Annotated in this window: 21 protein-coding genes and 1 tRNA gene; 9 read left to right on the plus strand and 13 right to left on the minus strand. The window is 71.4% G+C overall.

Translation table 11 applies throughout. The annotated features are described in order from the left end of the window. Nucleotides 1–10: 10 nt before the first annotated feature. From HYZ11_08400 to HYZ11_08410, 3 genes are all read right to left on the minus strand, one after another. Nucleotides 11–946, minus strand: a complete 936-nt coding sequence (locus HYZ11_08400) for an acetamidase/formamidase family protein (GenBank protein MBI3127607.1) — start codon at nt 944–946, stop codon at nt 11–13. 171 nt (nt 947–1,117) lie between these two features. Further along, nucleotides 1,118–2,053 (minus strand): acetamidase/formamidase family protein, encoded by a 936-nt coding sequence (locus tag HYZ11_08405; GenBank protein MBI3127608.1) that lies wholly within the window; start codon nt 2,051–2,053, stop codon nt 1,118–1,120. Nucleotides 2,054–2,164: 111 nt separating this feature from the next. Further along, nucleotides 2,165–2,929, minus strand: a complete 765-nt coding sequence (locus HYZ11_08410) for a Sir2 family NAD-dependent protein deacetylase (protein ID MBI3127609.1) — start codon at nt 2,927–2,929, stop codon at nt 2,165–2,167. A gap of 282 nt (nt 2,930–3,211) precedes the next feature. Between HYZ11_08410 and HYZ11_08415 the strand changes: the two genes are divergently transcribed. Beyond that, on the plus strand, nt 3,212–3,985 hold the full coding sequence (locus HYZ11_08415; GenBank protein ID MBI3127610.1) for a hypothetical protein: 774 nt from the start codon (nt 3,212–3,214) through the stop codon (nt 3,983–3,985). Between the two features lie 47 nt (nt 3,986–4,032). Then, on the plus strand, nt 4,033–5,721 hold the full coding sequence (gene ilvD / locus HYZ11_08420; protein MBI3127611.1) for a dihydroxy-acid dehydratase: 1,689 nt from the start codon (nt 4,033–4,035) through the stop codon (nt 5,719–5,721). A 345-nt stretch (nt 5,722–6,066) separates the two neighbouring features. Here ilvD and HYZ11_08425 read toward each other — a convergent pair whose 3' ends face one another. Next, nucleotides 6,067–6,360, minus strand: a complete 294-nt coding sequence (locus HYZ11_08425) for a hypothetical protein (protein ID MBI3127612.1) — start codon at nt 6,358–6,360, stop codon at nt 6,067–6,069. A gap of 41 nt (nt 6,361–6,401) precedes the next feature. Then, the gene (locus tag HYZ11_08430) at nt 6,402–7,244 is read right to left on the minus strand and encodes a hypothetical protein (protein ID MBI3127613.1); all 843 of its coding nucleotides are present in this window, start codon (nt 7,242–7,244) and stop codon (nt 6,402–6,404) included. Between the two features lie 419 nt (nt 7,245–7,663). Between HYZ11_08430 and HYZ11_08435 the strand changes: the two genes are divergently transcribed. Further along, a complete protein-coding gene (locus tag HYZ11_08435) occupies nt 7,664–7,969 on the plus strand; it encodes a hypothetical protein (protein ID MBI3127614.1) in 306 nt (101 codons plus the stop codon). On the opposite strand, the gene HYZ11_08440 is transcribed toward HYZ11_08435, so the two are convergent. Genes HYZ11_08440 through HYZ11_08450 form a run of 3 tightly spaced genes read right to left on the minus strand, consistent with a single transcriptional unit; the run spans nt 7,966 to nt 12,319 of the window. Further along, the gene (locus HYZ11_08440; GenBank protein ID MBI3127615.1) at nt 7,966–9,342 is read right to left on the minus strand and encodes an FAD-dependent oxidoreductase; all 1,377 of its coding nucleotides are present in this window, start codon (nt 9,340–9,342) and stop codon (nt 7,966–7,968) included. The two genes, HYZ11_08435 and HYZ11_08440, sit on opposite strands and share 4 nt — an antisense overlap. Beyond that, complete coding sequence (gene hpnC / locus HYZ11_08445; GenBank protein MBI3127616.1) at nt 9,339–11,519, minus strand: squalene synthase HpnC; 2,181 nt, start codon at nt 11,517–11,519, stop codon at nt 9,339–9,341. Before hpnC ends, HYZ11_08440 begins: the two co-directional genes overlap by 4 nt. 29 nt (nt 11,520–11,548) lie before the next feature. Next, entirely contained in the window at nt 11,549–12,319 is a 771-nt protein-coding gene (locus HYZ11_08450) for a DUF3891 family protein (protein MBI3127617.1), read from the minus strand. Between the two features lie 465 nt (nt 12,320–12,784). On the opposite strand from HYZ11_08450, the gene HYZ11_08455 reads away from it, so the two are divergent. After that, nucleotides 12,785–14,221 carry a homoserine O-acetyltransferase gene (locus HYZ11_08455; protein ID MBI3127618.1) on the plus strand — a complete coding sequence of 479 codons (1,437 nt, stop codon included), beginning with the start codon at nt 12,785–12,787 and terminating at the stop codon, nt 14,219–14,221. A 153-nt stretch (nt 14,222–14,374) separates the two neighbouring features. Further along, nucleotides 14,375–14,941 (plus strand): DsbA family protein, encoded by a 567-nt coding sequence (locus tag HYZ11_08460; GenBank protein MBI3127619.1) that lies wholly within the window; start codon nt 14,375–14,377, stop codon nt 14,939–14,941. Nucleotides 14,942–15,237: 296 nt separating this feature from the next. On the opposite strand, the gene HYZ11_08465 is transcribed toward HYZ11_08460, so the two are convergent. Both HYZ11_08465 and HYZ11_08470 read right to left on the minus strand, forming a co-directional pair. Then, a complete protein-coding gene (locus HYZ11_08465; protein MBI3127620.1) occupies nt 15,238–15,630 on the minus strand; it encodes a hypothetical protein in 393 nt (130 codons plus the stop codon). Between the two features lie 22 nt (nt 15,631–15,652). Continuing rightward, complete coding sequence (locus tag HYZ11_08470; GenBank protein MBI3127621.1) at nt 15,653–15,880, minus strand: hypothetical protein; 228 nt, start codon at nt 15,878–15,880, stop codon at nt 15,653–15,655. 159 nt (nt 15,881–16,039) lie between these two features. On the opposite strand from HYZ11_08470, the gene HYZ11_08475 reads away from it, so the two are divergent. The 3 genes from HYZ11_08475 (at nt 16,040) to HYZ11_08485 (ending at nt 18,703) form a co-directional block, all read left to right on the plus strand. After that, a tRNA-Val gene (locus tag HYZ11_08475) sits at nt 16,040–16,114 on the plus strand. Between the two features lie 398 nt (nt 16,115–16,512). Then, on the plus strand, nt 16,513–17,844 hold the full coding sequence (locus tag HYZ11_08480) for an amino acid permease (protein ID MBI3127622.1): 1,332 nt from the start codon (nt 16,513–16,515) through the stop codon (nt 17,842–17,844). Between the two features lie 31 nt (nt 17,845–17,875). Then, a complete protein-coding gene (locus HYZ11_08485) occupies nt 17,876–18,703 on the plus strand; it encodes a class I SAM-dependent methyltransferase (GenBank protein MBI3127623.1) in 828 nt (275 codons plus the stop codon). A gap of 199 nt (nt 18,704–18,902) precedes the next feature. Here the strand turns inward: HYZ11_08485 and HYZ11_08490 are convergent, their stop codons facing one another. Beyond that, entirely contained in the window at nt 18,903–19,955 is a 1,053-nt protein-coding gene (locus HYZ11_08490) for a Gfo/Idh/MocA family oxidoreductase (GenBank protein ID MBI3127624.1), read from the minus strand. 114 nt (nt 19,956–20,069) lie between these two features. Between HYZ11_08490 and HYZ11_08495 the strand changes: the two genes are divergently transcribed. Then, on the plus strand, nt 20,070–20,423 hold the full coding sequence (locus HYZ11_08495) for a hypothetical protein (GenBank protein ID MBI3127625.1): 354 nt from the start codon (nt 20,070–20,072) through the stop codon (nt 20,421–20,423). A gap of 11 nt (nt 20,424–20,434) precedes the next feature. On the opposite strand, the gene priA is transcribed toward HYZ11_08495, so the two are convergent. Both priA and HYZ11_08505 read right to left on the minus strand, forming a co-directional pair. After that, a complete protein-coding gene (priA, locus tag HYZ11_08500) occupies nt 20,435–22,999 on the minus strand; it encodes a primosomal protein N' (protein ID MBI3127626.1) in 2,565 nt (854 codons plus the stop codon). Nucleotides 23,000–23,003: 4 nt separating this feature from the next. After that, the gene (locus HYZ11_08505; GenBank protein MBI3127627.1) at nt 23,004–23,981 is read right to left on the minus strand and encodes a threonine/serine dehydratase; all 978 of its coding nucleotides are present in this window, start codon (nt 23,979–23,981) and stop codon (nt 23,004–23,006) included. Nucleotides 23,982–24,338: the final 357 nt, after the last annotated feature.

A 24,338-nucleotide genomic window follows, 5' to 3' on the forward strand; every position in this document is an offset into this window, starting at 1 on the left:
GGTGTCTCCCCTATCCAAACAGCGCCTTGGGCAGCATGGCGTGGACGCCCTTGACCCCGTTTACGATCTGGGTCACCCGCAGGTCCACCGCCAGGCTGCAGAGCGTATAGGCGTCGTCCCGGCTCATCCCCTTGAGTTCCCCGAGGAAGCTGATCGTCTCCCGGAGCGCCATCTTGGCGGCGTTGTCGAGCAGGGGATCGAAGCCCATGAATATCCAGTGCGCGGCCGTCTCGGCGCGGGGGGTGGAGAGCTTCATGTCCTTGCGCACGATGAGCTCGAACTCGCCCGTCATGGCCGTCTCGATGGCCGAGAGGCAGCTCTCGCCGTCCCCCTGGCAGCCGTGGCCGTCCCCCGCCGCGAAGAGCGCCCCCTCGACGAAGACCGGGAAATAGACCGTCGCCCCGGCCCCGAGCTCCTTGTTGTCGAGGTTCCCGCCCCAGACGCCGGGCGGCATGGAGGGCACCCGCCCCATCGAGGGAGGGGGCGCGACGCCGAAGTTCCCGAAGAAGGGCGCGAGCGGCACCTTCACCCCGGCGCCCCAGTCCCCCGTCCCGGCCTTGGCGTCGAGCTTCACGATCACGAGCCGGGTGTGGGGGAAGTCCTCCGGGAGCCCTCCCAGGAGGGGCCGCACCACGTTGAAGCCCCAGTCGTAGCGCAGGCGGACGTCCCGGATGCGGACCTCGAGCACGTCCCCGGGCATGGCTCCCTGGACGGCGACCGGCCCGGTCAGGATGTGCCCGCCCAGGTCGCGCTCCCCGTTCTCGACGATGTCCCGGAGCTCCGGGGAGGCCAATTTCTCGATGGGGCCCTCCAGCGTTCGGACCCCGGGCTCGGCGTGGATGACCACCGTGTCCCCCGAAGCGGCGGTGAGAACCGGCTTTTTCTTCGGACAGTAATAGCCCCAGTTCACCGTCTTGGCGGTCGCGGTCAGCTCGTGCCGGGCCATGGGATCTCCTGGAGATGAATTACACCGATCAGGGGCTCATCCTTTCCAAAGGACCACCCCGCCTGTCATTCTGAACGGAGCGAAGCGGAGTGAAGAATCTTCGCGTGCGGCCACTCACGAAGATTCCTCGCTGCGCTCGGAATGACACCAAAATCGAGCCAGCCTGTCCCCCTACTCGAACAGCGCCTTGGGCAGCATGGCGTGGACGCCCTTCACGCCGTTCACGATCTGGGTCACCCGCAGGTCCACCGCCAGGCTGCACAGCGTATAGGCGTCGTCCCGGCTCATGCCCTTCCACTCGCCCAAAAACTTGATCGTCTCGCGCAGGGCCGTCTTGGCCGCGTTGTCGAGGATGGGGTCGAAGCCCATGAGGATCCAGTGGGTGGCCGTCTCGGCGCGCGGGAGGGCGAGCTTCAGGTCCTTGCGGAGGATGAACTCGATGGTGCCGGTCAGGCCCATCTCGATGCCGTTGATGTTGGCCTCGCCGTCCCCCTGGCAGCCGTGGCCGTCCCCCGCCGAGAAGAGCGCCTCCTCGTTGAAGACGGGGAGGTAGACGATCGAGCCCGCGCCGAACTCCTTGTTGTCGGTGTTGCCGCCCCAGGCCCCCGGGGGGGAGGTGGGGATCACCCCGAGCTGGGCGGGGGGGGCGACGCCGAAGTTCCCGAAGAAGGGGGAGAGCGGCACCTTCACCCCCGCCCCCCAGTCCCCCGTCCAGGACCCCTTGTCCACCTCGACGATGGAGAGGTGGACGTAGGGGAAATCCTCGGGCAGCCCGCCCACCAGGGGGCGGAAGCCGTTGTAGCCCCAGTCGTAGCGCGGCTGGATGTCCCGGAAGCGCACCTCGAGCACGTCCCCCGGCCTTGCGCCCCGGATGGCCACCGGCCCCGTCATGATGTGGGCCCCTCCCGCCGGGGCCTGGGTTTCGAGGATCGTCTTGAGCGCGGGGGAGATGCGCCCCGCCATCTTTTGGAGGAGGTCCTTGCGGCCCGACTCGGTGTGGATGACGAGGGTGTCGCCCGGGTCGATGCTCAGCACGGGCTTCAGCGCCGCCGAATAGAAACCCCAGTGCACGTTGTCCGGCCGGGTGATCAGTTCATGGATGGCCAACGGTTGCCTCCTCGGGAACCGGAAAGGGAGCCGCGGGAATCGGTATCGGGCCGAAACAGGACAGAGGACTCTACCATCCGGGGCGGAAGGGATCAAAAAGCGGGGGGCCCCTCAGCCCAGAGCCGCCCCGGCCAGGGTGGGGAGGATATCCCCAGCCCGCCCGCGCAGCAGGGCGTGGGCATGGGCGTCGAGGCGGGTGGGGCCCTCGTTCACGATGATGAGGCGGCCCCCGCGCAGGAGGGCCCGCTCCGGCAGGGCCCCCGCCGGGCGCACCGCGAGGGAGGAGCCCACCACCAGGAAGACCTCGGCCGCGTCCGCCCCCGCCACCGCCCGCTCCAGGCGCTCGGGGGGGATGGGCTGGCCGAAGAAGACGGCGTCCGGCTTGAGGGGCTCCCCGCACCCCCGGCAGCGGGGGATCTCCTCCCCCGCCTCGACCCGGGCCTGCACCTCCGGGCGCGGCACCTTCCCCCCGCAGCCCACGCACACGCAGGCGTGGCTCGTCCCGTGCATCTCGACGATTCGTCCGGGCGCGTGGCCCGCCTTCTGGTGGAGGCCGTCCGTGTTCTGGGTGACGAGGAGGGAGAGGCGGCCCGCCCCGTCCAGGCGGGCCAGGGCCCCGTGGCCGGGCGAGGGCTCGGCCCCGCTCACGAGCCGCCAGCCCTCCCGGGCGGCGGCCCAGTAGCGGCGGCGGACCTCCTCCGATCCCAGCCAGCGGCGGATGTCGAAGTCCTTGGGATCGAAGCGGCTCCAGATGCCGTTCCGGGAGCGGAAGTCCGGGATGCCGCTCTCGGTGCTGATCCCGGCCCCGGTCAGGCAGACCGTCGCGGAGGACTCCCGGAGCCAGCCCGCCGCAAGCTCGAACGCCCGCGTCTCCATCCGGGGCTCCTTTAGGGAAAGGACGCGCCCCGTTGGAAGCGGGCGCGCGGCGGGTGATATGGTACGCGAGCCCCTGGCGCGAAGCCAAGCAAGGAAAGGTGGCGGATTTGACGCGACTTTCTCTGATTGTCATTCCGAGCCCTGCGCTTGCGCTCAGGGTAAACTCCGCGAGGAATCTTCGTGAGTTGCCACCTGCGTAGATTCCTCGGTCGCCGTGCTCCCTCGGAATGACGAGCTCAAGGGCCAATGGAAACTACGCCTGTCGCTTTCCGAGGACCCCTCATGCCCTCCCTCCCCCGCCTCTCCCTCGCCGCCTGCCTCCTCGGGGCCCTCCTCGCCGGCTGCGCGCCCGGCTCCACCGTCAGCGACGAGGCCTGGAAGGCGCTCTCCGACTCCATCCAGAAGGAGTTCGACCTCCTCGTCCAGGAGTTCGACGCCCTCGACGCCCGGGGCGACCTCGAGCTCTGCCAGCCCGTCCAGTTCGCCGTGGCCCGCTTCGCGGTCTACCAGGTAATCGAGGAGAGGCGGGCCTCCGACCTGACCCAGCTCACGCGGCTCATCACGCGGGCGCGCCGGGCGCTGCGCTTCCCCCAGCAGGCCCTGCGGGACAAGCAGTGCGTGGACAGCGACGGGGACGGGCTGACCGACCTGGAGGAGGTCCGGGTCCATAAGACCCACCCCGGCAAGGCCGACACGGACGGGGACGGCCTCCAGGACGGGGACGAGGTGCGCCGCCACCGCACCGACCCCCTCAAGCTCGACACCGACGGCGACCTGCTGGGGGACGGCGAGGAGGCGCTCTTCTACAAGACCTCGCCCCTGCGCGCGGACTCGGACGGGGACGGCTACCCCGACGGCCTGGAGGTCTTCCTCGGGAGCGATCCCCTCGACCCCTGCTCCCTCCCCAAGGGGCAGGAGGACAAGCGGCTCCCCGGGCCCTACACCCAGTGCCGCCCGAGGCCCCCGGGCGCCGCGCCGCCCCCCCGGCCCTTCGCGCCGAAGCCCGCGCCGCGGGCGCCGGGCGGCCTTCCCGCCCCGCCTTCATCCGTGCGATGATGCGCGGGGAACCGGACACATCTCAGCGGACTCATTCGGAGGCGGAAATGGCACAGCGGGTGCGGCTCAACCAATACAGCAGCCGGGTGACGGAACCCCTCTCCCAGGCGGCCTCCCAGGCCATGCTGCACGGGGCGGGCCTGGACGAGCAAGACATGAAGCTGCCCCAGGTGGGCATCGTGAGCATGTGGTGGGAGGGCAACTCCTGCAACTTCCACCTGAACGACCTGGCCAGGCTCATCAAGGAGAGCGTGAACGAAGGCAAGAAGATGGTGGGCCTGTGCTTCAACACCATCGGGGTGAGCGACGGCATCTCGATGGGGACCGAGGGCATGAAGTACTCCCTCCAGTCGCGCGACATCATCGCCGACTCCATCGAGACGGTGGTGGCCGCCCAGTGGTACGACGCGGTCATCACCGTCCCCGGCTGCGACAAGAACATGCCCGGCTCGGTCATCGCCATGGGCCGGCTGAACCGCCCCGGCCTCATGGTCTATGGGGGCACCATCAGCCCGGGCTTCCTGGACGGGCGGAAGCTCGACGTCGTCTCCGCCTTCCAGGCCTACGGCGAGTACATCGCCGGGCAGATCGGGGAGAAGGAGCTCAAGGACGTCATCCGGCACTCCTGCCCCGGCGCGGGGGCCTGCGGGGGCATGTACACGGCCAACACCATGTCCTCCTCCATCGAGGCCCTGGGCATGAGCCTCCCCTACAGCTCCACCAACCCGGCCACGAGCAAGGAGAAGCGCAAGGAGTGCCTGAGCGCCGGGAAGGCCATCTACAACCTGATGGAGAAGGACATCCGCCCGCGCGACATCATGACGAAGAAGGCCTTCGAGAACGCCATCACCGTCGTCATGGCGCTCGGCGGCTCGACCAACGCCGTCATGCACTACATCGCCATCGCCAAGTCGGTGGGGGTGCGGCTCTCCCTGGACGACTTCCAGCGCATCAGCAACCGCACGCCCTACCTCGCCGACCTCAAGCCGAGCGGGAAGTACGTGATGGAGGACCTCCACGGCGTGGGCGGGCTCCCCGCCGTGCTCAAGATGCTCCTCAAGGAGGGCCTGCTGCACGGGGACTGCCTCACCGTCACCGGCCGCACCCTCGGCGAGAACATCGAGGCCCTCCCCGGCCTCAAGAGCGATCAGAAGATCATCTCCCCGCCCTCCCGGCCCCTCAAGAAGACCGGCCACCTGCAGATCCTCTACGGCAACCTCGCCACCGAGGGCGCCGTCGCCAAGATCACCGGCAAGGAGGGGGAGCGCTTCGAGGGCCCGGCGCGCGTCTTCGACTCCGAGGAAGCCGCGCTCAAGGGCCTCGAGCGGAAGAAGATCAAGAAGGGGGACGTGGTCGTCATCCGCTACGAGGGGCCCAAGGGCGGCCCCGGCATGCGCGAGATGCTCACCGTCACCGCCGCCATCATGGGCGCGGGCCTGGGCAACGACCTGGCCCTCATCACCGACGGGCGCTTCTCGGGCGGCACCCACGGCTTCGTGGTGGGCCACGTCACCCCGGAGGCCCAGATGGGCGGCCTCCTCGCCCTGATCGAGAACGGGGACAAGATCGTCATCGACGCCCGGAAGCGCGCCCTGACGCTGGAGGTGCCCGCCGCCGAGATCCGGGCGCGGCGGAAGAAGTGGAAGGCGCCCGCCCTCAAGTTCAAGCGCGGCACCCTCTACAAGTACGCCAAGCTCGTCTCCTCGGCCTCGGAGGGCTGCGTCACGGACGAGTGAGGGAGCTGCCGCTGAAATGCATAGGGGCGAGGCATGCCTCCCCCTACGGACGGAAGGGACGGTATGTAGGGGCGTATTGCAATACGCCCCTGCAATCGCGCGAACCCGCTAGCTCCACAACGAAACGGGGGAGCCTTCCGGCTCCCCCGCTTGCTTTCTTCGGCCACGCGCCCCCGCCTATTTCTTCCGCCTCGCCGCGAGGAACTTCTCGAAGTACTTGGTGAGCGGGTTGGTGGTCCAGTCGAAGTTGAGCCTCTTGGCCACCTCGAGCGTCTCTTCCGCCGTCCAGTCCTGCGCCTCGGCCTCGTGCATCAGCGAGCAAACCCCGGCCCGCCCGAGGACCCTTCAGTGGACGAACACGGGCCCTTCCCGCTTGGCATCGGCGATGGCCCGGTTCACCTGGGCGGCGGATTCCTCGGCGATGGTCTGAGCCGTCAGGGGAATGTTGACGTAGTTCATTCCGAGGGACTCGATCAGGTCCTTCTCCTGCCCGGGGGGAAGGTGCACCTCCTCCTCGTTGGCGTCCCGGACGTTGATGATCGTCTTCACGCCCTTCTTGGCCAGCTCCTGCAGCTCCTCCGCCGTGGGCTGGCCGCCGAACGACAGCTTGTCCGATAGGTCACGGTATTGCATGGCCATGGATGGTTCCTCCGACGGACGCAGGGCCGAATGGGGGAGCGTCATCCCCGTTGCACGATCTCCCGGTAGCGCATGAGGCGCTTGATCCTGTCCTCGCTGCCCTCTCGCTGGCAGATGCCGATGAGGTTGTTGAGCATCCGCTCCACGATGCGGCGCGGCGGGGTCTCCTGCAGGAAGCGCAGGTCGAAATGATACCCCAGCCCGCGCACGATGGCGTCGCAGTCCTGCACGCTGAGCCGGCGGCCCCCCTCGAAGGGGTCGAGGAAGATGGGCCCCTCGGGCGCCTCGTACTTGACGATGAAGTGGCCCGGCATCCCCACCCCCCGGAAGGGGAGGTCCAGCCGCCGCCCCAGCATCAGGTAGACGGACGCGAGGGAGATGGGAATCCCCCGCCGCCGGTCGAGCACGCGGTTCATGTAGCTGTTCTTGGGATCATAATAGTTGTCCCGGTCGCCGTCGAAACGCAGCTCGCCGTGCAGGTACTCGGCCGTCCTCTCGACGATCTCCGCCGGCGCCGCCCCCTTCCCCAGCCGCAACCGCAGCGCCTCCGCCATCCGATCGAGCTCCGCCTCCCACCGTCCCATGTCCTCGAGCGGATAGCCGTAGGAGGCCAGCAGGAAGACGCCCCGCTCCAGGTCCCCCTCCTCGGGAGCCGCGACGGCCCAATCGGCGAAAGCGCGCTCCAGCATCCGGTGGTGGTGGTCCTCCAGGGCGGGCGGAAGGACCGCCGGCCCCCGCCCCTCCCCGCGCAGCCGGAGGAGAAGCCGGTCCCGGTCCTCCTCGGAGAAGCCGGCGAGCTGGCGATCCAGGACGGCGGTGATGGAGGGGCGCTCATCCTCCAGCAGCAGGCAGAGGGCGCCGAGCTGGGCGTCGGTCAAGGGCATGGGGGCCTCCCTTCCCAGGCGACCGGGGAACTCCTTCCCTATGATAAGATCACCCGCGGCCATTCCCAAGTTGAAATTTTTGGCATTCCCGGTGGGGGCGATTGACAAGTTTCATTCATGGCTTGCCGCGCCCGCTCCCGCTTTTTTCACGCCAGGAGCCACCTCCGGCGGATTTCACATGATCCAAGCGGGCGGAGGAGAGAAAGCCGCCTATTGACGCAGCCCGAATCCCGGGCGCGTTTGGGGCTGCGGCGGCGGTTTTGTCGTGTGTAAGCGGGGAAAATCGAATCCGGAAGATCGGGTTAAACCCTTACCCGCCATCCGGCAGGAGGCACGCGTGCCCACCTACGCCGACGTGGCCGCCAGGGCGCTGGCCCAGGCCGGAATCGAGTTCGTCTTCGGCGTCCCCGGCAGCCACGGTGACCGACGGGGACACCGCCAATTGGCAGAAGATTCTCGCCACGCTGCGCACCTGGGAGGTCGAGGCGCTCGTGCCGGGGCACGGCCCGGTGGTCCGGGGCAGGGAGAACGTCCACAAGGCGATCGACGCGCTGGACGCCTACTTCAACGACCTGCGGGGCCAGGTCCGGGCCCTGATGCGCCAGGGGAAGAAGCTGGACGAGATCCAGAAGGCGGTGAACGTCGCGAAGTACGCCTCCTGGGGCCGGAAGAACGCGCTCGCGGGCACGATCAAGAAATTGTACGAGGAGCAGAGCGCGAACTAGCGCGCGAGCCCAGAATCGGCTCTGCCCTCGGAGACGGGCCGGCCCGCTTCACGGCCGAGGAGGCCCAGGGCCTCCTCGGCCGCCCGCTCTCCGCTCCGCACCGCCCCCTCCGCCGTGGCCGGGAGACCCGTGGCCGTCCAGTCCCCGGCGAGGAGGAGCCCCCGCGCCGGGGTCACCGGCCCGGGGCGGAATTCCTGCTCCTCCCAGCCGTTCGCCCAGGTCGCCGCCCGCTCCCGCACCACCCTCGCGCGCACCACCCGCCGCCCGGGCAGGAGCCTCCCCGCCGCCTCGCGCGCCGAGGCCTCGGCCTCCCCGCGCGGGAGCGCCGCCACCGAGTCCTCTCCCCCGGCCAGAAGGCAGACCGGGCCTTCGCTCCCGTAGGGGCGGAACAGCCAGTGCCAGGGCTCCCCGGCCAGGGCCTCGAAGGCAGGCCCCGGGCAGGGCCCGTCCAGCCACAGGTAGGCGCTCGCGATGGGTGAGGGCCGCAGGCGCCGGAGGTCCCGGAATGGGCGCTCTCCCCGCCAGGCCTCGGGCAGCAGGGGGCCCAGCGCCGGGGGGGGGACGGCGGCCACGACCGCCGCCGCTTCCACGAATTCCCCGTCCATGAGCCTCACCCCGCGCACCGAGCCTCCGCCGATCTCGACTTCCCGCACCGGCCTCCCCCGGTCCACCCGCCCGCCCAGGCGCTCGAGGGCGGCCCCGGCCCGGTCCGCCCAGAAGGCGCCGAGGGGCGAGGGCGGCACGGCCAGCGACGCCCCGCCCGGACCCTCGCGGAAGGCCTCCCGCGCCACCCGGGCGAAGAGGGCGGCGCTCCCCGCGTCCAGCGGGAGGTTCAGCACGGCGCGCGCGAAGGGCTCCCAGAACCAGGCGCGGGCCTCCCTTCCCTGGCCGAGCCCGTCCAGCATGGCGGCGACGGAGCCTCCCGCCCCGCCTCCCGCGAGGAGCCGGCGGAGGCCGCGCGCGATCTCGAGCCTCGCCCCGAGCCCGGGGCCCCGCCAGCGCAGCAGCGCCAGCGCCTGGCGCAACCTCCCCCCCTCCGGCGGGAAGGCGAGGCGCGGCAGGCGCACTCCTCCCCGGTCCGCCGCGCGGAACGGGATGTCCAGCGCGGGAGGGAAACGCAGCTCCGCCCCCGCCCGCCCCAGGAAGGCGCGCAGGGCGGGGTTGGCCGCCATGACGAGGTGGGGCCCCCAGTCGAGGTCGAGGCCGGATCCGGGATCGCGGAAGCTCGATGCCCGGCCGCCCAGGCGCCGGCCCGCCTCGAACAGCCGCACCGGGACGCCGCGCTCCGCCAGGCGGAGGGCCGCCGAGAGGCCGGCGAACCCGGCGCCCACGACGACGGCGGCCCCGCGCGGGGGAGGAACGCCCCGAGTCACCGTTCCCAGTAGCAGTGGAAGGCTTCGAGGAGCTTGGACGCGGTCGAGAGGGGCGGGCGCCAGGGAGCCGGTGGGAAGCCGGCGGCGTCCATCTCCTCGAGCAGCCGGCGGTAGATGCGGCCCATGAGCCGGGCGGGGAAGAGCTTGTCCTTCGCGTCGGCGGGAAGATGCCCGTCCGCCTCCCGGTAGAACGCGCGGGCGCGATCCGCCTGGAAGCGGAGGAGCGCCACGACGCGCTCGTCGTAATCCCCGCGGCGGAAGGCGCCGGCGTCCACCCCGAAGCGCTCCAGGTCCTCCCGCGGGAGGTAGAGCCGCCCCGCCTGGGCGTCCCGCCACACGTCGCGCAGGATGTTGGTAAGCTGGAGGGCGACCCCCAGGGCGCGGGCGTAGCGCTCCGCCGCCCCGGTGCGCACCCCGAAGACGCCCAGGCAGGCCAGCCCCACCGCCGAGGCCACCTTCTCGCAATAGGCCTCCAGGGCCGCGAAGTCCGCGAAGGGCCTTCCTTCGAGGTCCATCTCCACCCCCTCGCACACCGCGCGCAGGTGGCGGAGGGGGATGCCGAAGGCGGCGTCGGCGCGGGCGAGCTCCCGGAGGATGGGGTGGCGGCGCCCCCCCTCGTGGAAGCGCGCGAGGTCCTCCTGCCAGCAGGCGAGGCGGCGGCGCTTCGCCTCGGGCGCCCCCGGCGAATCGGCGATGTCGTCCACCACCCGGCAGAAGGCGTAGATGGCGTTCAGGGCGCGGCGGCGGTCGCGCGGCAGGGCGAAGAAGGCGAGGCGGAAGTTCGAGCGGCTCCGCCGCACCACCCAGCGGCAGTGGCGCGCCTCGGCCCGCTCCTGCCGGGCGGCGTCCGCGCGGCGGGCCAGGCGGCCCGCGGGCAGGAAGGCCGCCGCGAGGCAGGCCGCCCTGTCCCCGGGGCCGAGGCGGGGCGCCCCGCGCAGCACATCGAAGGAGGCCCGCTCGATGGCGTCGAGCGCCGCCGCCCCGCCCCGCCAGATGGCCCGGAGCTCCCGGCCCAGCCGCCCCCGAACCCTGGCGAGCGGGGGGAGCCCCCGGATCAGCAGGGCGCGGACCCGCCCCGCCTCGAAGACCATGAGCGCCCGGAGGGCCGGGCCCGCCGACTCCCCGCCCAGCTCCTCCTCGTCCACGCCGAAGGCCCGGAGGTCCTCCTGGGGGAGATAGACGACGCCCCGGAGGTAATCGGCCTTCACGTCCTGCAGATGGTTGGCGAGCTGGAGGGCGGTGCAGACGGCGTCCGAGGCGCGGAGCGTCTCGTCGTCCTTGAGCCCCCACATCTCCAGGATGATCCGCCCCACCGGATCGGCGGAGCGGCGGCAGTAGTCGAGGAGGGAGGCGTAGTCCGGGTAGCGCGCGACCTCCACGTCCTGCCGGAAGGCCGAGAGAAGATCGCGGAAGGGCCGGAGGGAGAGGCGGCCCGCCCGGAGGGTTTCGGCGAGGGCGGCGAAGAGGCCCTCCCCCTTCCCCTCGGCCGCCGCCTCGAGCCTCCGCTCCATCTCCTCCAGGAGCGCGAGACGCTCCCCGGCGGGGGCGGCGCCGTCGGCGATGTCGTCGGCGGCCCGGGCGAAGGCGTAGACCGCCGCGACGTGCGGGCGCATCCGGACGGGAAGGAGCCAGGAGGCGACGGGGAAGTTCTCGTAGTGGAAGGCCGCCTGCTCCATGCAGCGCCGGAAGGCCTCCGCCCGCTCCTCTCCCCCGGCCTCCGCCCGCCGCGCCTTCCCGGCGAAGGAGGCGCTCCCGTTGGCCGCCCCATCCCCGCGGGCGCCTTCCTCGCGCAGCGCCTGGATGAGCGGGGCGTCCGCCGGGAGGAACTCGAACTGGCCGAGCCGGGCCGGGCGGACCCAGGCATGGCCGGCCACGCCGTGGTCCTTTCCCTCGCCCGCCTTCCACGCGCAGTCGTAGAAGCGGAGGTGGACCGTCCGGTCCGGGTAGGCGTGGCGGGTCTCCCAGCGCAGGGAGCCCACCTCGACCTCCACCTCCAGTTCCTCGCGCAGCTCCCGCGCCAGGGCCTCTTCGGGGGACTCGCCGTTCTCGACCTTCCCGCCCGGGAACTCCCAGAGGCCCGCCAGGTGTTTCCCCTCGGGGCGCCGGCAGATGAGGATCTCCTCCCCCCTGCGGACGACGGCCGCGACCACTTCGAGGGCTTCGGGTTCGATCTTCATCGGATTCCCAAAAGGGTTGAACCTTCCGCCTATTCAGCCAGCGGCGCCAGCCGGGTTTCGAATATGGCCGGCTCGGCCTGGCGGAGCGCCTCGTCCAGCTCGATCTGGCTCTCGTAGCGGGCCGGAGGAAGGGTGAAGCCCGGGAACAAGAGCTGCATCGCCGCGGCCTGGAACGGCCAGGGGGCGATCTCCAGGGCTCCCTCGCGGGTCAGGCAGATCTTCATCCCGCCCCGCGTCAGGAACTGGACCTCCCCCGGGGGGGGCGATATCTCGGGCGCCCGGCACGCGATCAGGGAAAGGGTATCACACACCCGGAGGAGCCGTGCCGCCTCGTCCTTCAGGGAGGCCTCTTGGGGGCTGCTTTCCCTGAGCAACGCCTTCCGGCGCTCGCGCTCCTCCTCGGCGAAGCGGTCCAGCAGGGCCAGGTCCTCCTCGGGCGCGCCGGGGAGCGCCGCCTCCGCCAGCGAGGTGAAATGGAGGCTCACGAGGTAGCCCGAAAAGGGGCTGTGCGCCTCGCAGAAACGGATGCCCTCGGTCCAGGTGGAGACCGCCTCCTCCGCCGTCGCGGCGAAGAAGCTCTGGGGCAGGCCCGTCGCCAGGTCGATGCGGGGGGCGCTGTCGAGGCGGCACCAGCCGACGTCGTGGTTGTCGGCGGCGAAAAACAGGGAGTCGAGCAGGGCCGTTGGAAGGGCGGGGAGGGAGGGGGTGCCCTGCCAGCGGCGGACCAGGGTGCCCGCCGCGCGCGCGTGATCGTGCTGATGGATGAGCTGCACGCCTTCGCGCACGGGCCGGATGATCATGGAGCCGCCTCGCTCGCCGCGGCCGGGGCCGGGGCGACGGGATGGAGGGTGCCAAGGGATACCCGGGCCGGGCCGGGAAGAAAAACCGACGGATGGAGGTTCACGCGCCCCTGGAGCCGGCGCCGGGCCACTTTAGCAAGGGCCCCCGGCGGGGACAAGGCGCCCGGCGCGGATCCATTCCCGCACCAGCAACAACCCTCCTCCACGGCCGCGGGGCCCGGGAACGCCGCCGCGGTGGAGGACGGGCGGCGCGGCCGAAGGCCGCTCCCCTGCCGAGCCGGTGCAGGTCAGGCCGGCGTAGGGGCGGTTCGCGAACCGCCCCTACGAAAATCACCCTCTGTCGTCCGTTCGCGTAGAGGCCGGCCCGAGCCCCTCCCTCCCCCCGGGCCTTGTCCCTGCCGGACCCCTGTGCTAGAAGCCGAACTTTGCGAAGCTCGCCTGCCCCGCGAGAGGAAGACCACGCGCATGAGCACGCCCGCCCCCCATCTCCAGCCGGGCTCCGTCGGCCTGGTGGAGACGAAGCGCTATACGCTCCCCGGGCCCTTCCGCACCGAGTCGGGGCGGACGCTCGGCGAGGTGACCGTAGCCTATGAGACCTACGGCCGCCTGAACGCCGCGGGCGACAACGCCGTCCTGATCATCCATGCCCTGACGGGCGACGCCCACGCGGCCGGCTGCCACGCCCCGGACGATCCCCGCCCCGGCTGGTGGGACCCCATGATCGGCCCGGGCAAGGCCCTCGACACGGCCCGGTACTTCGTCGTCTGCACGAACAACCTGGGCGGCTGCTCGGGCACCACCGGCCCCGCCTCCACCGACCCGGCCACGGGCCGGCCCTTCGGGATGCGTTTTCCGGTCGTGACGGTGGAGGACACCGTCCGCCTCCAGAAGCTCCTCCTGGACGCGCTGGGGGTGAAGCGGCTGCGGACGGTGGTGGGGGGCTCCCTCGCGGGGATGCAGACCCTGGAGTGGGGGCTGCGCTACAGCGCCTTCTGCGACTCCATCATCCCCGTGGCGGGGGCGGCGCGGCTCACCCCGATGGGGATCGCCTGGGACAAGATCGGCCGCTCGGCCATCATGGCCGACAACAACTGGATGGGCGGCGACTACCCCCCCGGCGCGGGACCCAAGCAAGGCCTGAGCGTGGCGCGCATGATCGGCCACATCACCTACCTGAGCGGCGTCATCATGGGGCACAAGTTCGGCCGGCGGGTGCGGGACGAGGGGCGGCTCCTCGAGGACGTGAACGCGCGCTTCGAGGTGGAGAGCTACCTGGAGCACCAGGGGGGGAAGTTCGTCGACCGCTTCGACGCCAACTCCTACATCTACCTCTCGCGCATGATGGACCTCTACGACTCCGCCGCGGGCTGGCCGAGCCTGGAGGCCTCGCTGGAGCGCCTCCGGACGAAGTGCATGCTCGTGTGCTTCATCTCGGACTGGCTCTACCCGCCCCAGTGCAGCATCCAGATCGCCGAGGCGCTGCAGCGCCTGGGGCGCGAGGTCGAGCTCCACACGGTGGAGTCCACCTACGGGCACGACGCCTTTCTGGTGCAGTACGATCAGCTCACCCGCATCGTCGGCGACTTCCTCCGCCGCGTGGAGCGGGGCGGCCCCGTCGGCCTGGGCGCCCTCCCCGTCCCCGCCGGGACCCGCCGGTTCGTCTTCACCTTCCCGAGGGACGAGGTGCGCAAGCCCGTCCTCTGGGAGCTGGGGCGGAAGTTCCCCATCGCCATCAACATCATCCAGGGGGACGTGAGTACCGAGTCCGGCTGGCAGGTCTGCGAGATCGACGGCTCGGAGGCGGACATCGCCCGGGCGGCCGCCTACATGCGCGAGCGCGGCATCTGGGTGGACCCGGGGGGCATCGACCCCATCGACCACGACCGGGCCGAGGTGGTATAAACCGGGAATCCGGACAGGCGCGCGGCGGCCCCACCCGGCGGCGGGAAGGCCCCTGCCCGCCTTTGGAGCCCCTTCGAGGAGGAGCGGATGAGCCAGCTGGAAGAACCCATCATCGTCGTCAAGTACTCCGACTTCACCTGACCCTACTGCTACGTGGCCACCGTGGGTGGCTCCCCGATCCTGGAGAAGGATCCCGACGTGAAGGTGGAGTGGGTGAGCTGGGAAGGGCGGCCCCCCGGCGCCCCGTTCGCGCCCTATACCCCCGAAAAGCGGCTCGAGAACTACGAGAAGGTCCACAAGCCCCTGGCGCAGAAGTACGGGGTGCCCATCGGCCCCGCCGGGAAGAACCTCCGCACCACCAGCGCCCACCTCGCCACCTACTACGCCCGGGAGCGGGGGAAGCTCCGCGAGTTCCGCGACCGGGTGTACAAGGCGCGCTGGGTGGAGGATCTGGACCTGGAGAGCCCGGACGTTCTCGCCAAGCTGGGCGAGGAGGTCGGGCTGGACGGGGCGGAGATCAAGAAGGTGGTGGCCGGGCAGCGCTACCTCGCCCTCCTGCACAGCCAGCGCGCCCAGGGGAAGAGCCTCGGCATCTTCGGCATCCCCTCCTTCGCCGTGCGGGGGAAGATCTTCTGGGGGCAGGACGTGATCGAGGAGGTGCGCCAGGAGGTGGCCCGCCTCAAGCGGGAGCTCCTGGAGAAGCAGAAGCAGAGCGCCTGAGCCGCGGCGTTAGAAACCAAAGGGGCCCCGGAGACGGGGCCCTTTTTTTCGTGATCTACGGACGCAATGGCGCGGCGGACACCGCTTTGCCTATCGGGAATGGAATCTCTTCTCCCTCCCCCTCCGGGGAGGACCCAAGAACCGGTGGAGTAAAGTGCCACCCATGTGCCCGGTCTGATCTGTCACCCATGTGGCAGGTTGCACAGTGGGGGAGCACCGCCAGGGGCATCTCCCTCCCCCTACCCCCTCCCGGAAGGGAGGAGAAAATTCAAATGCGCCTTGAGATTGGCGAACCGCTATCCAGGAATCAGCACCACCGCCTCGATCTCGACGATGTCGTCCTGGTTGAGGGCGCGGACCTCGACGATGGTGCGGGCGGGAAGATCCTTCCCGAAATATTCCTCGAACAGGCGGTTCACGGCCGGCCGGTGGGCCTTCATGTCGGTGACGTAGACCGTGGTGGTGAGGAAGCCGGCCATCGAGGCCCCGGCCGCCTCGGCGATGGCCTTGAGATTCTCGAGCGCCTGCCGCGCGCGGGCCTCGATGCGTGGTTCGGTGAGTTCCCCGGTGGCCGGGACGATGCCCCGCTGCCCGGCGATGAAGAGGAGGTTCCCGGCCCGGCGGGCCTGGGCGAAGGGCCCCGTGGGTGCCGGCGCCCGGGGGGTGGAGACGGTCTCGGGATGCGTCAAGCGCGCGTCCGGGGCGGAGAGGCTATTTCTTCTTCGCCTTGGCCGGAGCCTCGGCCGGGAAGGCGACCTTGAGCCACTGCTGGGCGAACAGGGCCGCGGTGTCCGCGTCCTTGCCGGGGATGAAGGCGATGGGCTCGGGCGGCCGGCTCCCGTCCGGCTCGGTCATGTAGAGGTCCCCGCCGGGGCCGTACAGGTCGTGCCGGCGGGGCTCCAGGATGTATCTCACCCCGTTGTGCGTCAACTCGGGCATGTCGCGCTTCTTCCTCCGCGAAAGGCCATGAACGGGCGGATGAACCGCCCCGGGAGCGGGGGCAATATAACGAAAGGCCGTTCCCCCGTAAACCCAGGCCCCGCCCCCCCCTTCCCGGCTTGAACCCCGCCGGGCGTTATGATAAAGCGCTTGGAGCTTGGGCCGTTAACTCAGCGGAAGAGTGCCATCCTCACACGGTGGAAGTCGCTGGTTCGAATCCAGCACGGCCCACCACGCCTTCCTCCCTCGCGGCATCCGGAAATCCACGCCTCCCCCGGCCGGCCCCCGGATTCGAGGAGCGTTTTGCGCGCGGCGCGTGTTTGAGGGGATGAGGCCTGCGAGCGTGCGGCTCCGCCCGCGCCGCCAAAAACGATGCTTCCGTCCGGGATTCCGGTTCGGGTCTTATTCGGATTGATTCGGCGCCCTTGGACCTTCAGAATGGAGGCTGGGTTCCCGCCGTGAACCCGCCGCTTCTCCTCATCGTTCCGAGGCCGTGGAAGTCTATGCAGGCCGCCGCGAGCCAGCCCTGGCACATGCTGGGGCCGGAGGGAGATTGCCTCTCCCCCTGGCCGGCCCCATGCGCTTCCGTCCCGTTTCCGACCCTCCCCGCCCGCCCCGGCGCCTGATCCGGCATGAATAAGCCCCGGAGAGTCCTGTCTCTGTTCGACACGGTTTCCATTATCGTGGGCATCGTGATCGGGGCGGGCATTTTCCGGCTGCCGAGCCTGGTCGCCTCTCAGCTGGGCGGCGAGGCGGCCATCCTGACGGCGTGGGCGGCGGGCGGCCTCATCTCCATCGTGGGCGCCCTCTGCATCGCCGAGCTCGCGACCGCCTATCCCCATCCCGGCGGGGAGTATCATTTCCTCACCCGAGCCTACGGGCGCGACTGCGGGTTCATGTTCGCCTGGGCCCGGATGACGGTGGTGCAGACGGGGAGCATCGCCCTGCTCGCCTACATCTTCGGCGACTACGCCGCGCAGCTTCTTCCCCTCGGGCCGCACGGGACATCCCTCTACGCCGTCGCGGCCATCCTGTTCCTGACCGCCGTCAACTTGATCGGCATCCGGCAGACGAAGCTCGTCCAGAACCTCCTGTTCGCGGCGACCATCCTGGGCCTCCTGTGCGTGATCGGAGGCGCGTTCCTGACGCCCGCGGCGCCGGCCGGGCGCGCCTCCGCCCCGGCCGCCACGCCCTCCGGCGTGGGCCTCGCGATGATCTTCATCCTCCTCACCTACGGCGGCTGGAACGAGGCGGCCTACGTCTCCGCCGAGGTGAAGGACGGCCCGCGCAACATGGTACGGGGACTCCTCCTCGGCCTGGGCGTGATCACCCTGTTCTACGTGGCCGTGAACTTCGCCTACCTCCGGGTGCTGGGGGTCTCCGGGGTGGCGGGGTCCAAGGCGCTGGCGAGCGATTTCATGCGCGGGATCTTCGGCGAGGCGGGGGTCGTCTTCATGTCCTTCCTCATCCTGGCGATCGTCCTGGCGTCGCTGAACGTCACCGTACTGACCGGCGCCCGGACGAACTTCGCCTTGGGCCGCGACTTCCCGGCGTTCGGCTTCCTCTCCCACTGGAGCTCCGGGGGAGGGGCGCCGGTGCGGGCGCTCCTGGTGCAGGGGGCGATCGCGCTGACGCTGGTCCTGCTGGGCGCCTTCAGCCGCCGGAACATCGAGCTGGTGGTGGACTATCTCTCCCCCGTCTTCTGGCTCTTCTTCCTGCTGACGGCCATCTCGCTGTTCGTCCTGCGCAGGCGCGAGCCCGGCGCCGAGCGCCCCTTCCGCGTGCCGCTCTACCCGGTCACCCCGGCCCTCTTCTGCCTCACCAGCGCCTATCTGCTGTACTCCAGCCTGAACTACACGGGGGCGGGGGCGCTCGTCGGGGTGGGCGTGCTCATCCTTGGGATTCCCTTTCTCGCCTGGGCGCGCAGACGGCCGGCGCCCGCGGAAACGACAACCGCCGCTTGATGGCGGCGACTCTCCCGAAAGGAGCCTGCGCATGAAACGGAGAATCCGGCTCGTCCCGTCCGTCCTGGTCCTGCTCGCCGCGCTGGCCGCCCTGCCGTTCGGCGCCGCCGCCGCCCCCGGCCCGGCCCTCGACATCCACTTCGTCCCGACGCCCGAGGATGCCGTCAAGAGGATGCTCGAGATGGCCGAGGTGAAGCCCTCGGACGTCGTCTACGACCTGGGCTCCGGCGACGGCCGGATCGTCATCTCGGCGGTGCGCGACTTCAAGGCGCGCAAGGGCATCGGCGTTGACCTGGACCCGGTGCGCGTCCAGGAGGGCATCGCGAACGCCAAGGCCGCCGGCGTGAGCGACCGCGTCCAGTTCATCGAAGGGAACGTCTTCAAGGTCGACTTCAGCGAGGCGACCGTCGTGACCATGTACCTGCTCACGCGCATCAACATCGACCTCAGGCCGCGCATCCTGAACGAACTGAGGCCCGGCACGCGCGTGGTCTCGCACCAGTTCGACATGGGGGACTGGGAGCCGGACGAAACCGAACACGTGGGGAAGGCGACCCTCTACGCCTGGACCGTCCCGGCCAAGGTCGAGGGCAGCTGGAAATGGGAGATGGACGGGAACGGCTACCAGCTCCAGATCGAGCAGCGGTACCAGAAGGTATCGGGGAATCTGAGCGGCGGCGGGCCGGGGGCCCCCATCCGCTACGGGCTGATCAAAGGGGACCGCCTCACCTTCGAAGCTCCCGTGCGGGGCGGCGGCACCATGCGCTTCGACGGCAAAGTGGTGGGCAAGGACGCCATCGAGGGCATCGTCAGCGCCGGCGGGTCGAGCCAGAAAATCGTCGCCCGGCGGGCGAACTGAGGGCCGGGCGGGGGGCGCGCGGCGAGGGCCCGAGAAAATAACCGCCTGGGCAGATGCATCTTTACACCAAATTCACGCTCCTGCGGGTTTTTTTCCCTCCTCCTCCGGGGGAGGGCTGGGTGGGGGAATGCCGCCGAGCCGCTTCCCTCCCCCTGCCCCCTCCCGGAGGGAGGGGGAGGTTGAGCGGGCACGGGAGCCTTCAGGCAGCCAAGCCCTTCAGCAGGTCCCGGATCTCCACCGGGCGCCCCGTCCCGGCCGAGAGGCAGGAGCCCTCCACCAGGGCCAGGGCGTAAAGGCCCTCCTCCGGCCCCGTCTCGGGCGCCTTCCCGGTCCGCACGCAGTCCGCGAACTCCTCCAGCTCGTCCTGGATCATCTCCGTCATCTGGGGCAGGACCACCGGCACGAAGCCCGCCTTCCCCTTGGGCTGGAGAGTGAGGACCGTCTCCTGGTTCGTCCGCTCGGCGAGGGTGGTGTTCTCCCGGTGCATCTCGAGCGCGAGGATGCCCTCCGTCCCGTGGACGCGCACGGAGTACGCCCCCGAGGTCACGAAGCTGCACGCGATGGAGGAGAGCCCGCCCCCCTCGTGCTCGACGATGGTCATCGTCACGTCGTCGATCTCGGCCGGCGTGGCCAACCTCTTGTGCACCCCGGTGACGCGGACCGGGCGGCCCATCAGGTAATTAAGCGTGTCGCAGTGGTGGACCCCCATCTGCATCAGCGGCCCGCCCGGGCACTCGGCCCGGAAGAAGCGCCAGCGGTCCGGGCCCATGGTGAGGCCCGCCGGGTTGGTGAAGGCGGCCTCCGCCCAGAGCGGGCGCCCCACGGCCCCCTCGTCCATCATCCGGCGCATCACGCGGTGGCCGGCCGCCCGGCGGTAGCAGTGGCCCACGGCGAGCACCTTCCCCGAGGCGCGCCAGGCCTCCAGCACCGGCCCGGCCTCGGCCAGGGTGTTGGTGAGGGGCTTCTCCACCCAGACGTGCTTCCCGGCCCGGAGCGCGGCCTGGATCTGCCCGGCGTGGGCGCTGTTCGGCGTCGTGATCAATATGCCCTCGATGGACTTGTCTTTCAAAATCTCCTCGAAGCTCCCCGCCTCGGCGCAGCCGTGCGACTTCGCGAAGGCGGCGCGCTTCCCGGGATTGCGCGTGAAGCACGCGGCGATCTCCAGCCTGGAGCTGTTCTTCACGGCCGTCCCGATGGGGGTGGACCACCAGCCGATGCCCACGAGGGCGGTCTTGACCGGGGTGTGGCTCATCCTCTCCTCCTCGAAAATCGTTCGTGACGGGATGCGGGCACGATACCACGCGCCCCGCTCCCCGAGAACCGAATGCCGCGCCGGAGTATAATCGCCGGAGAGGAGGACGACCCGATGCGGCCCCGCCGGATTCTCGCCGCCGCCCTGCTGGCCGCCGCCCTGCCCGGGGGCGCCTGGGCCGGGGTGAGCGCCGCCAACTTCCGGAGGGAAGGCCTGACCGGCCACGCCGACGTGACCTACACGAACGACTCGGAGGCGGTGCTCTCCTCGGTCAAGGTCGAGTGCGTCCCCCCCGGCGTCACCGACCGCCGCCGGCACCTCAACCTCTACTTCTCCAACCACCTGGGGGGCGGCCTCCCGCCCGGCTACGCCGAGACCCGCTCCGTCTCCTTCCCCCTGCCGGACGAAACGGCCCGGCCCGAGGACCTCTCCTGCGAGGCCCACGAGCTGCCCGTCAAATTGCCCTAGGCTTCCTCCCCTCACAGCAAATTCTGTGGGTCCACGTCCACGATGAGCTGGACGGAGCGCGGCGCCTTCTCCCGCCCGAACGCCTCCATCAGGGCGCGCACCGCCTCGCCCAGCCGGCCCGAGGTGCGGCTCTTGAGGAGCATGTGCCGCCGCCACAGCCCCCGCACACGCTCCAGGGGCGCGGGCGCGGGCCCCAGGAACTCGACTTCCCCTCCCGCCCCCGCCGGGCGGGCGCCCTGCTTCTCCAGGAAGCGGCGGCTCCACTCACCGGCGCGGGCGGCCGCCGCCTCCTCCTTCGCCTCGAAGCGCAGCCGCGCGAGCCTGCGGAAGGGGGGATAGCCCGCCCGCTCCCGGGCCGCGATCTCCTTGGCGTAGAAGCCGGCGTAATCGTGCTCCCGGGCGCAGGCCACGGCGTAGTGCTCGGGGCGGAAGGTCTGGATGACCGCCTCCCCCGGCAGCTCCGCCCGCCCGGCCCGGCCCGCGACCTGGGTCAGGAGCTGGAAGGTGCGCTCCGAGGCCCGGAAGTCGGGCAGGTGGAGCCCCACGTCGGCCAGCACCACCCCGACGAGGGTCACCCTCGGGAAATCGTGCCCCTTGGCCGCCATCTGGGTGCCGATGAGCACGTCCGCCTCCCCGCGCCGCACCGAGGCGAGGAGGCGGTCGTAGTCCCCCGGCTTCTTCACGGTGTCGCGGTCCATGCGCACCAGGCGCGCCTCCGGGAAGCGCGCCCGGGCCGCCTCCTCCACCCGCTCGGTGCCCAGGCCGAAGTAGCCCACCCGCCCGCTCCCGCACGCGGGGCACAGGCCGGGCGGCCGGGACTCGGCGTCGCAGAGGTGGCAGCGCAGCCGGCCCCCTCCCTCGCGGTGGAAGGTCAAGGGCGCGGAGCAGTTCGGACACTCGACCGCCGCGCCGCAGTCACGGCAGAGGAGGATGGAGGAGAACCCCCGGCGGTTGAGGAAGAGGAGCGCCTGCTCCCCCCTCTCCAGTCGCTCGCGGATGGCCCGGGAGAGATCGGCGCCGAGGAGGAGCGGCGTCCTCGCGTCCTTCCCCGGCTCCTTGCGGAGGTCCACCACCCGCACCCCGGGCAGGGGCCGCCCCCCGGGGCGCGCGGGGAGCTCCTTCAGGCGGTACTTCCCCTGCCGCGCGTTGTGGTAGCTCTCGACCGAGGGAGTGGCCGAGCCGAGCACCACCGGGACGCCCAGGCGCCGCGCCCGCACGATGGCGGCGTCGCGGGCGTGGTAGCGGGGGGACTCCTCCTGCTTGTAGGAAGCGTCGTGCTCCTCGTCCACGGCGATGAAGCCGAGGCTCCTCACCGGGGCGAAGACCGCCGAGCGCGTGCCCACCACGACGGAGGCCTCCCCCTTCCAGGCCCGCCGCCACTCCCCCTCCCGCCGCCGCTCGGGGTAGGCGCTGTGGAGGCAGGCGGCGCGGTCCCCGAACCGGGCCCGGAAGCGCCCGAGGAGCTGGGGCGTCAAGCCGATCTCGGGCACGAGGACGAGGGAGCCCCGGCCCATGCGCGCGGCCTCCTCCGCGAGGCGCAGATACACCTCGGTCTTGCCGCTCCCCGTCACCCCGTGCAGGAGGGTGACGGAGAACTTCCCCTCGCGAAGGTCCCCCGCCACGGCCTCGAAGGCGTCCCGCTGCGCTGGATTGAGGATGGGCGGAGAGGATGGGGCCTCCTCACCCTCGCCCGGGGCGGGGGCTCCGGGAGGTACCACGTCCTCCTCGAGGCGCACCGCCCCCCGCTTCGCCAGGGCGGCGCAGGCCGCCCGCGCGCCGGGCGCGGCCGCCTCCAGCTCCCGCAGCGGCATCCGGCCCTCCGGCGCCGCCGCGAGCGCCTCCAGGGCGGCGGACTGGCGGGGGGCCTTCTTGCGGAGCTTCTCCATCTCCCCGGGAGGGAGCGGAGCGAGGAGCCGGGCCATCCGGATGGTGAGGGGCGCGGCGCCCTCCTTCTCCTCGGTTACCCGCTCGGCCAGGCCCGCCGCCTCCAGGCGCTCCAGCTCGGCCCGCGCCCCCCGGCCCAGCGCCGCCGCGAGGGCGTCCCCGGTGCGGGGGCCCTTGCGCAGCCCCGCGAGCAGGCGCGCGCGCGGGCTCCCGCCCGCCTCCATGCCCGGGAGGCCCAGCCCCGCCGCCTCGAGGACGGCCTCGCGCCGGCCCTCCTCGGTCAGGCGGAAGCGGGTCTGGACCCGCCGCTCGGGGAGGCCGGGCAGCGCGGCCCGGATGGCCTCCCCCCAGCCGCAGCAGTAGTAGGAGGCGATCCAGCGCGTCAGCTCCAGCATCTCCGGGCCGATGAGGGGCTCGTCCTCCAGCGTCTCGATGATGTCCTTCAAGTTCTTGGGGTCGAGCCCGGCGGGGGGAGCCCCGGCGGGCGGCGCGGCGACGTAGCCCGTCACCTTGCGCGAGCCCAACGGCACCCACACCCTGAGGCCGGGCGCGAGCCGCCCCGCGAGGGCGGGGGAGGCGCGGTAGGTCAGGGTGTCGAGCTGGGGGACGTTGAGGGCCACCTCGACGTAGCGCGCGTCCCGCCCCGCCTCGGCGGGGCGGGAGGGGCGGAGGGTGTACTTCACGGCGCCCATCCCCTCATCCCCCCGCCGCGGGCGGGACGCCGCCCGAGAGGATGACGCGCAGCATCTCGCCCGTGATGTTGCGCCCGCTCAGGACGGCGCCCACCGTCTTCCCCCCGAGGTCCAGCTTGAGGGCGGCGGCGGTCGAGGCGGCCCCCGCCCCCTCGGCGACCGCCCGCGCCTCGAAGGCGAGGAGGCGGATGGCCCCGCACATCTCCTCCTCCGTCACGAGCACCACGTCGTCCACCCACCGCTGGAGCATCTGGAAAGTGAGCTCGTAGGGGAAGCGCGTGGCGAGGCCGTCGGCGAAGGTCCGGGGCGAGGGCTGGGGGCGCGGCGCCCCGGCCCGGAAGCTCTCGTGGAAGGCCGGGGCCCCCGCCGCCTGGACCCCGATGACGCGGACGGCCGGGTTCACCGTCTTGGCCGCGAGGGCCGAGCCGCACACCCCGCTCCCGCCCCCGAGGGGCACGAGCAGCAAGTCGAGCCCCGGCTCCTCCTCCAGCATCTCCAGGGCCTGGGTGGCCACCCCGGCGATGAGCAGGGGCTCGTTCGCCGAGTGAACGTAGCGCATCCCCCGCTCCCCCGCCTGGGCCTCGCACCACTCGCGGGCGTCGTCGAAGTCCCGGCCCTTCAAGACGACCTCCGCCCCCAGCGCCCGCATGGCGGCGATCTTGTCCGGGTTCGAGCCCTCGGGCGCGGCGACGAGCACCCGGGCGCCGAAGGCCCGCCCGGCCCAGGCGATGGACTGGCCGTGATTGCCCGTCGAGGCGGTGATGAGGCCCCGCGCCCGCTCCTCCGGGGAGAGGGCCGAAACCAGGTTCACGCCCCCCCGCACCTTGAAGGCGCCGATGGGCTGCATGGACTCGAACTTGAGCAGGAAGCGGCCCCCGGTGCGCCGGGAGAGGGCCGGGATCTCCAGGAAGGGCGTCGGGCGCAGGTGGGGCGCGATGCGCCGGCGGGCGGCGAGGACGTCCTGGAAGGTGGGCTCGCGCATGGGGGCTCCGGGATCGGGCGTCCCTGTCTTATACCAGACCTGCCCGTTTCCCATCCTCCCGGCCGGTGGGCCATCTGGGTCCGTAGGGGCGAGGCATGCCTCGCCCCTACGAAATTTCATCCCCTGGCATCCGCTTCCGCGGGGGCGGGTTTCAAACCCGCTCCCGCGGACGCACCGGACAATCGCAGGGGCGGCCCCCCGTGGCCGCCCTGGGGCAGGCCATCTTTTCGGGTCCCCGAATCGGCCCGCCGATTCGGGATGAGGGGCCTGCCCCTACAGACGAAATTCCTCCTGCCGGAGCTGCCCTCCCCGAAACACCTCATTGACCCCGCCTCGGGGGGCTCCCTACAATGCGAG

The organism is Candidatus Tectomicrobia bacterium (genome assembly GCA_016192135.1).
GTDB lineage: Bacteria > UBA8248 > UBA8248 > UBA8248 > UBA8248 > 2-12-FULL-69-37.

What these genes read in the sequence shown, in the direction of transcription:
- HYZ11_08505 (MBI3127627.1), bottom strand. Translation starts at nt 23,981, where the DNA reads ATGCGCGAGCCCACCTTCCAGGACGTCCTCGCCGCCCGCCGGCGCATC.
- HYZ11_08410 (MBI3127609.1), bottom strand. Translation starts at nt 2,929, where the DNA reads ATGGAGACGCGGGCGTTCGAGCTTGCGGCGGGCTGGCTCCGGGAGTCC.
- HYZ11_08400 (MBI3127607.1), bottom strand. Translation starts at nt 946, where the DNA reads ATGGCCCGGCACGAGCTGACCGCGACCGCCAAGACGGTGAACTGGGGC.
- HYZ11_08455 (MBI3127618.1), top strand. Translation starts at nt 12,785, where the DNA reads ATGAGCACGCCCGCCCCCCATCTCCAGCCGGGCTCCGTCGGCCTGGTG.
- hpnC (MBI3127616.1), bottom strand. Translation starts at nt 11,519, where the DNA reads ATGAAGATCGAACCCGAAGCCCTCGAAGTGGTCGCGGCCGTCGTCCGC.
- HYZ11_08495 (MBI3127625.1), top strand. Translation starts at nt 20,070, where the DNA reads ATGCGGCCCCGCCGGATTCTCGCCGCCGCCCTGCTGGCCGCCGCCCTG.
- HYZ11_08415 (MBI3127610.1), top strand. Translation starts at nt 3,212, where the DNA reads ATGCCCTCCCTCCCCCGCCTCTCCCTCGCCGCCTGCCTCCTCGGGGCC.
- HYZ11_08480 (MBI3127622.1), top strand. Translation starts at nt 16,513, where the DNA reads ATGAATAAGCCCCGGAGAGTCCTGTCTCTGTTCGACACGGTTTCCATT.
- HYZ11_08430 (MBI3127613.1), bottom strand. Translation starts at nt 7,244, where the DNA reads ATGCCCTTGACCGACGCCCAGCTCGGCGCCCTCTGCCTGCTGCTGGAG.
- priA (MBI3127626.1), bottom strand. Translation starts at nt 22,999, where the DNA reads ATGGGCGCCGTGAAGTACACCCTCCGCCCCTCCCGCCCCGCCGAGGCG.
- HYZ11_08470 (MBI3127621.1), bottom strand. Translation starts at nt 15,880, where the DNA reads ATGCCCGAGTTGACGCACAACGGGGTGAGATACATCCTGGAGCCCCGC.
- HYZ11_08485 (MBI3127623.1), top strand. Translation starts at nt 17,876, where the DNA reads ATGAAACGGAGAATCCGGCTCGTCCCGTCCGTCCTGGTCCTGCTCGCC.
- HYZ11_08490 (MBI3127624.1), bottom strand. Translation starts at nt 19,955, where the DNA reads ATGAGCCACACCCCGGTCAAGACCGCCCTCGTGGGCATCGGCTGGTGG.
- ilvD (MBI3127611.1), top strand. Translation starts at nt 4,033, where the DNA reads ATGGCACAGCGGGTGCGGCTCAACCAATACAGCAGCCGGGTGACGGAA.
- HYZ11_08425 (MBI3127612.1), bottom strand. Translation starts at nt 6,360, where the DNA reads ATGGCCATGCAATACCGTGACCTATCGGACAAGCTGTCGTTCGGCGGC.
- HYZ11_08450 (MBI3127617.1), bottom strand. Translation starts at nt 12,319, where the DNA reads ATGATCATCCGGCCCGTGCGCGAAGGCGTGCAGCTCATCCATCAGCAC.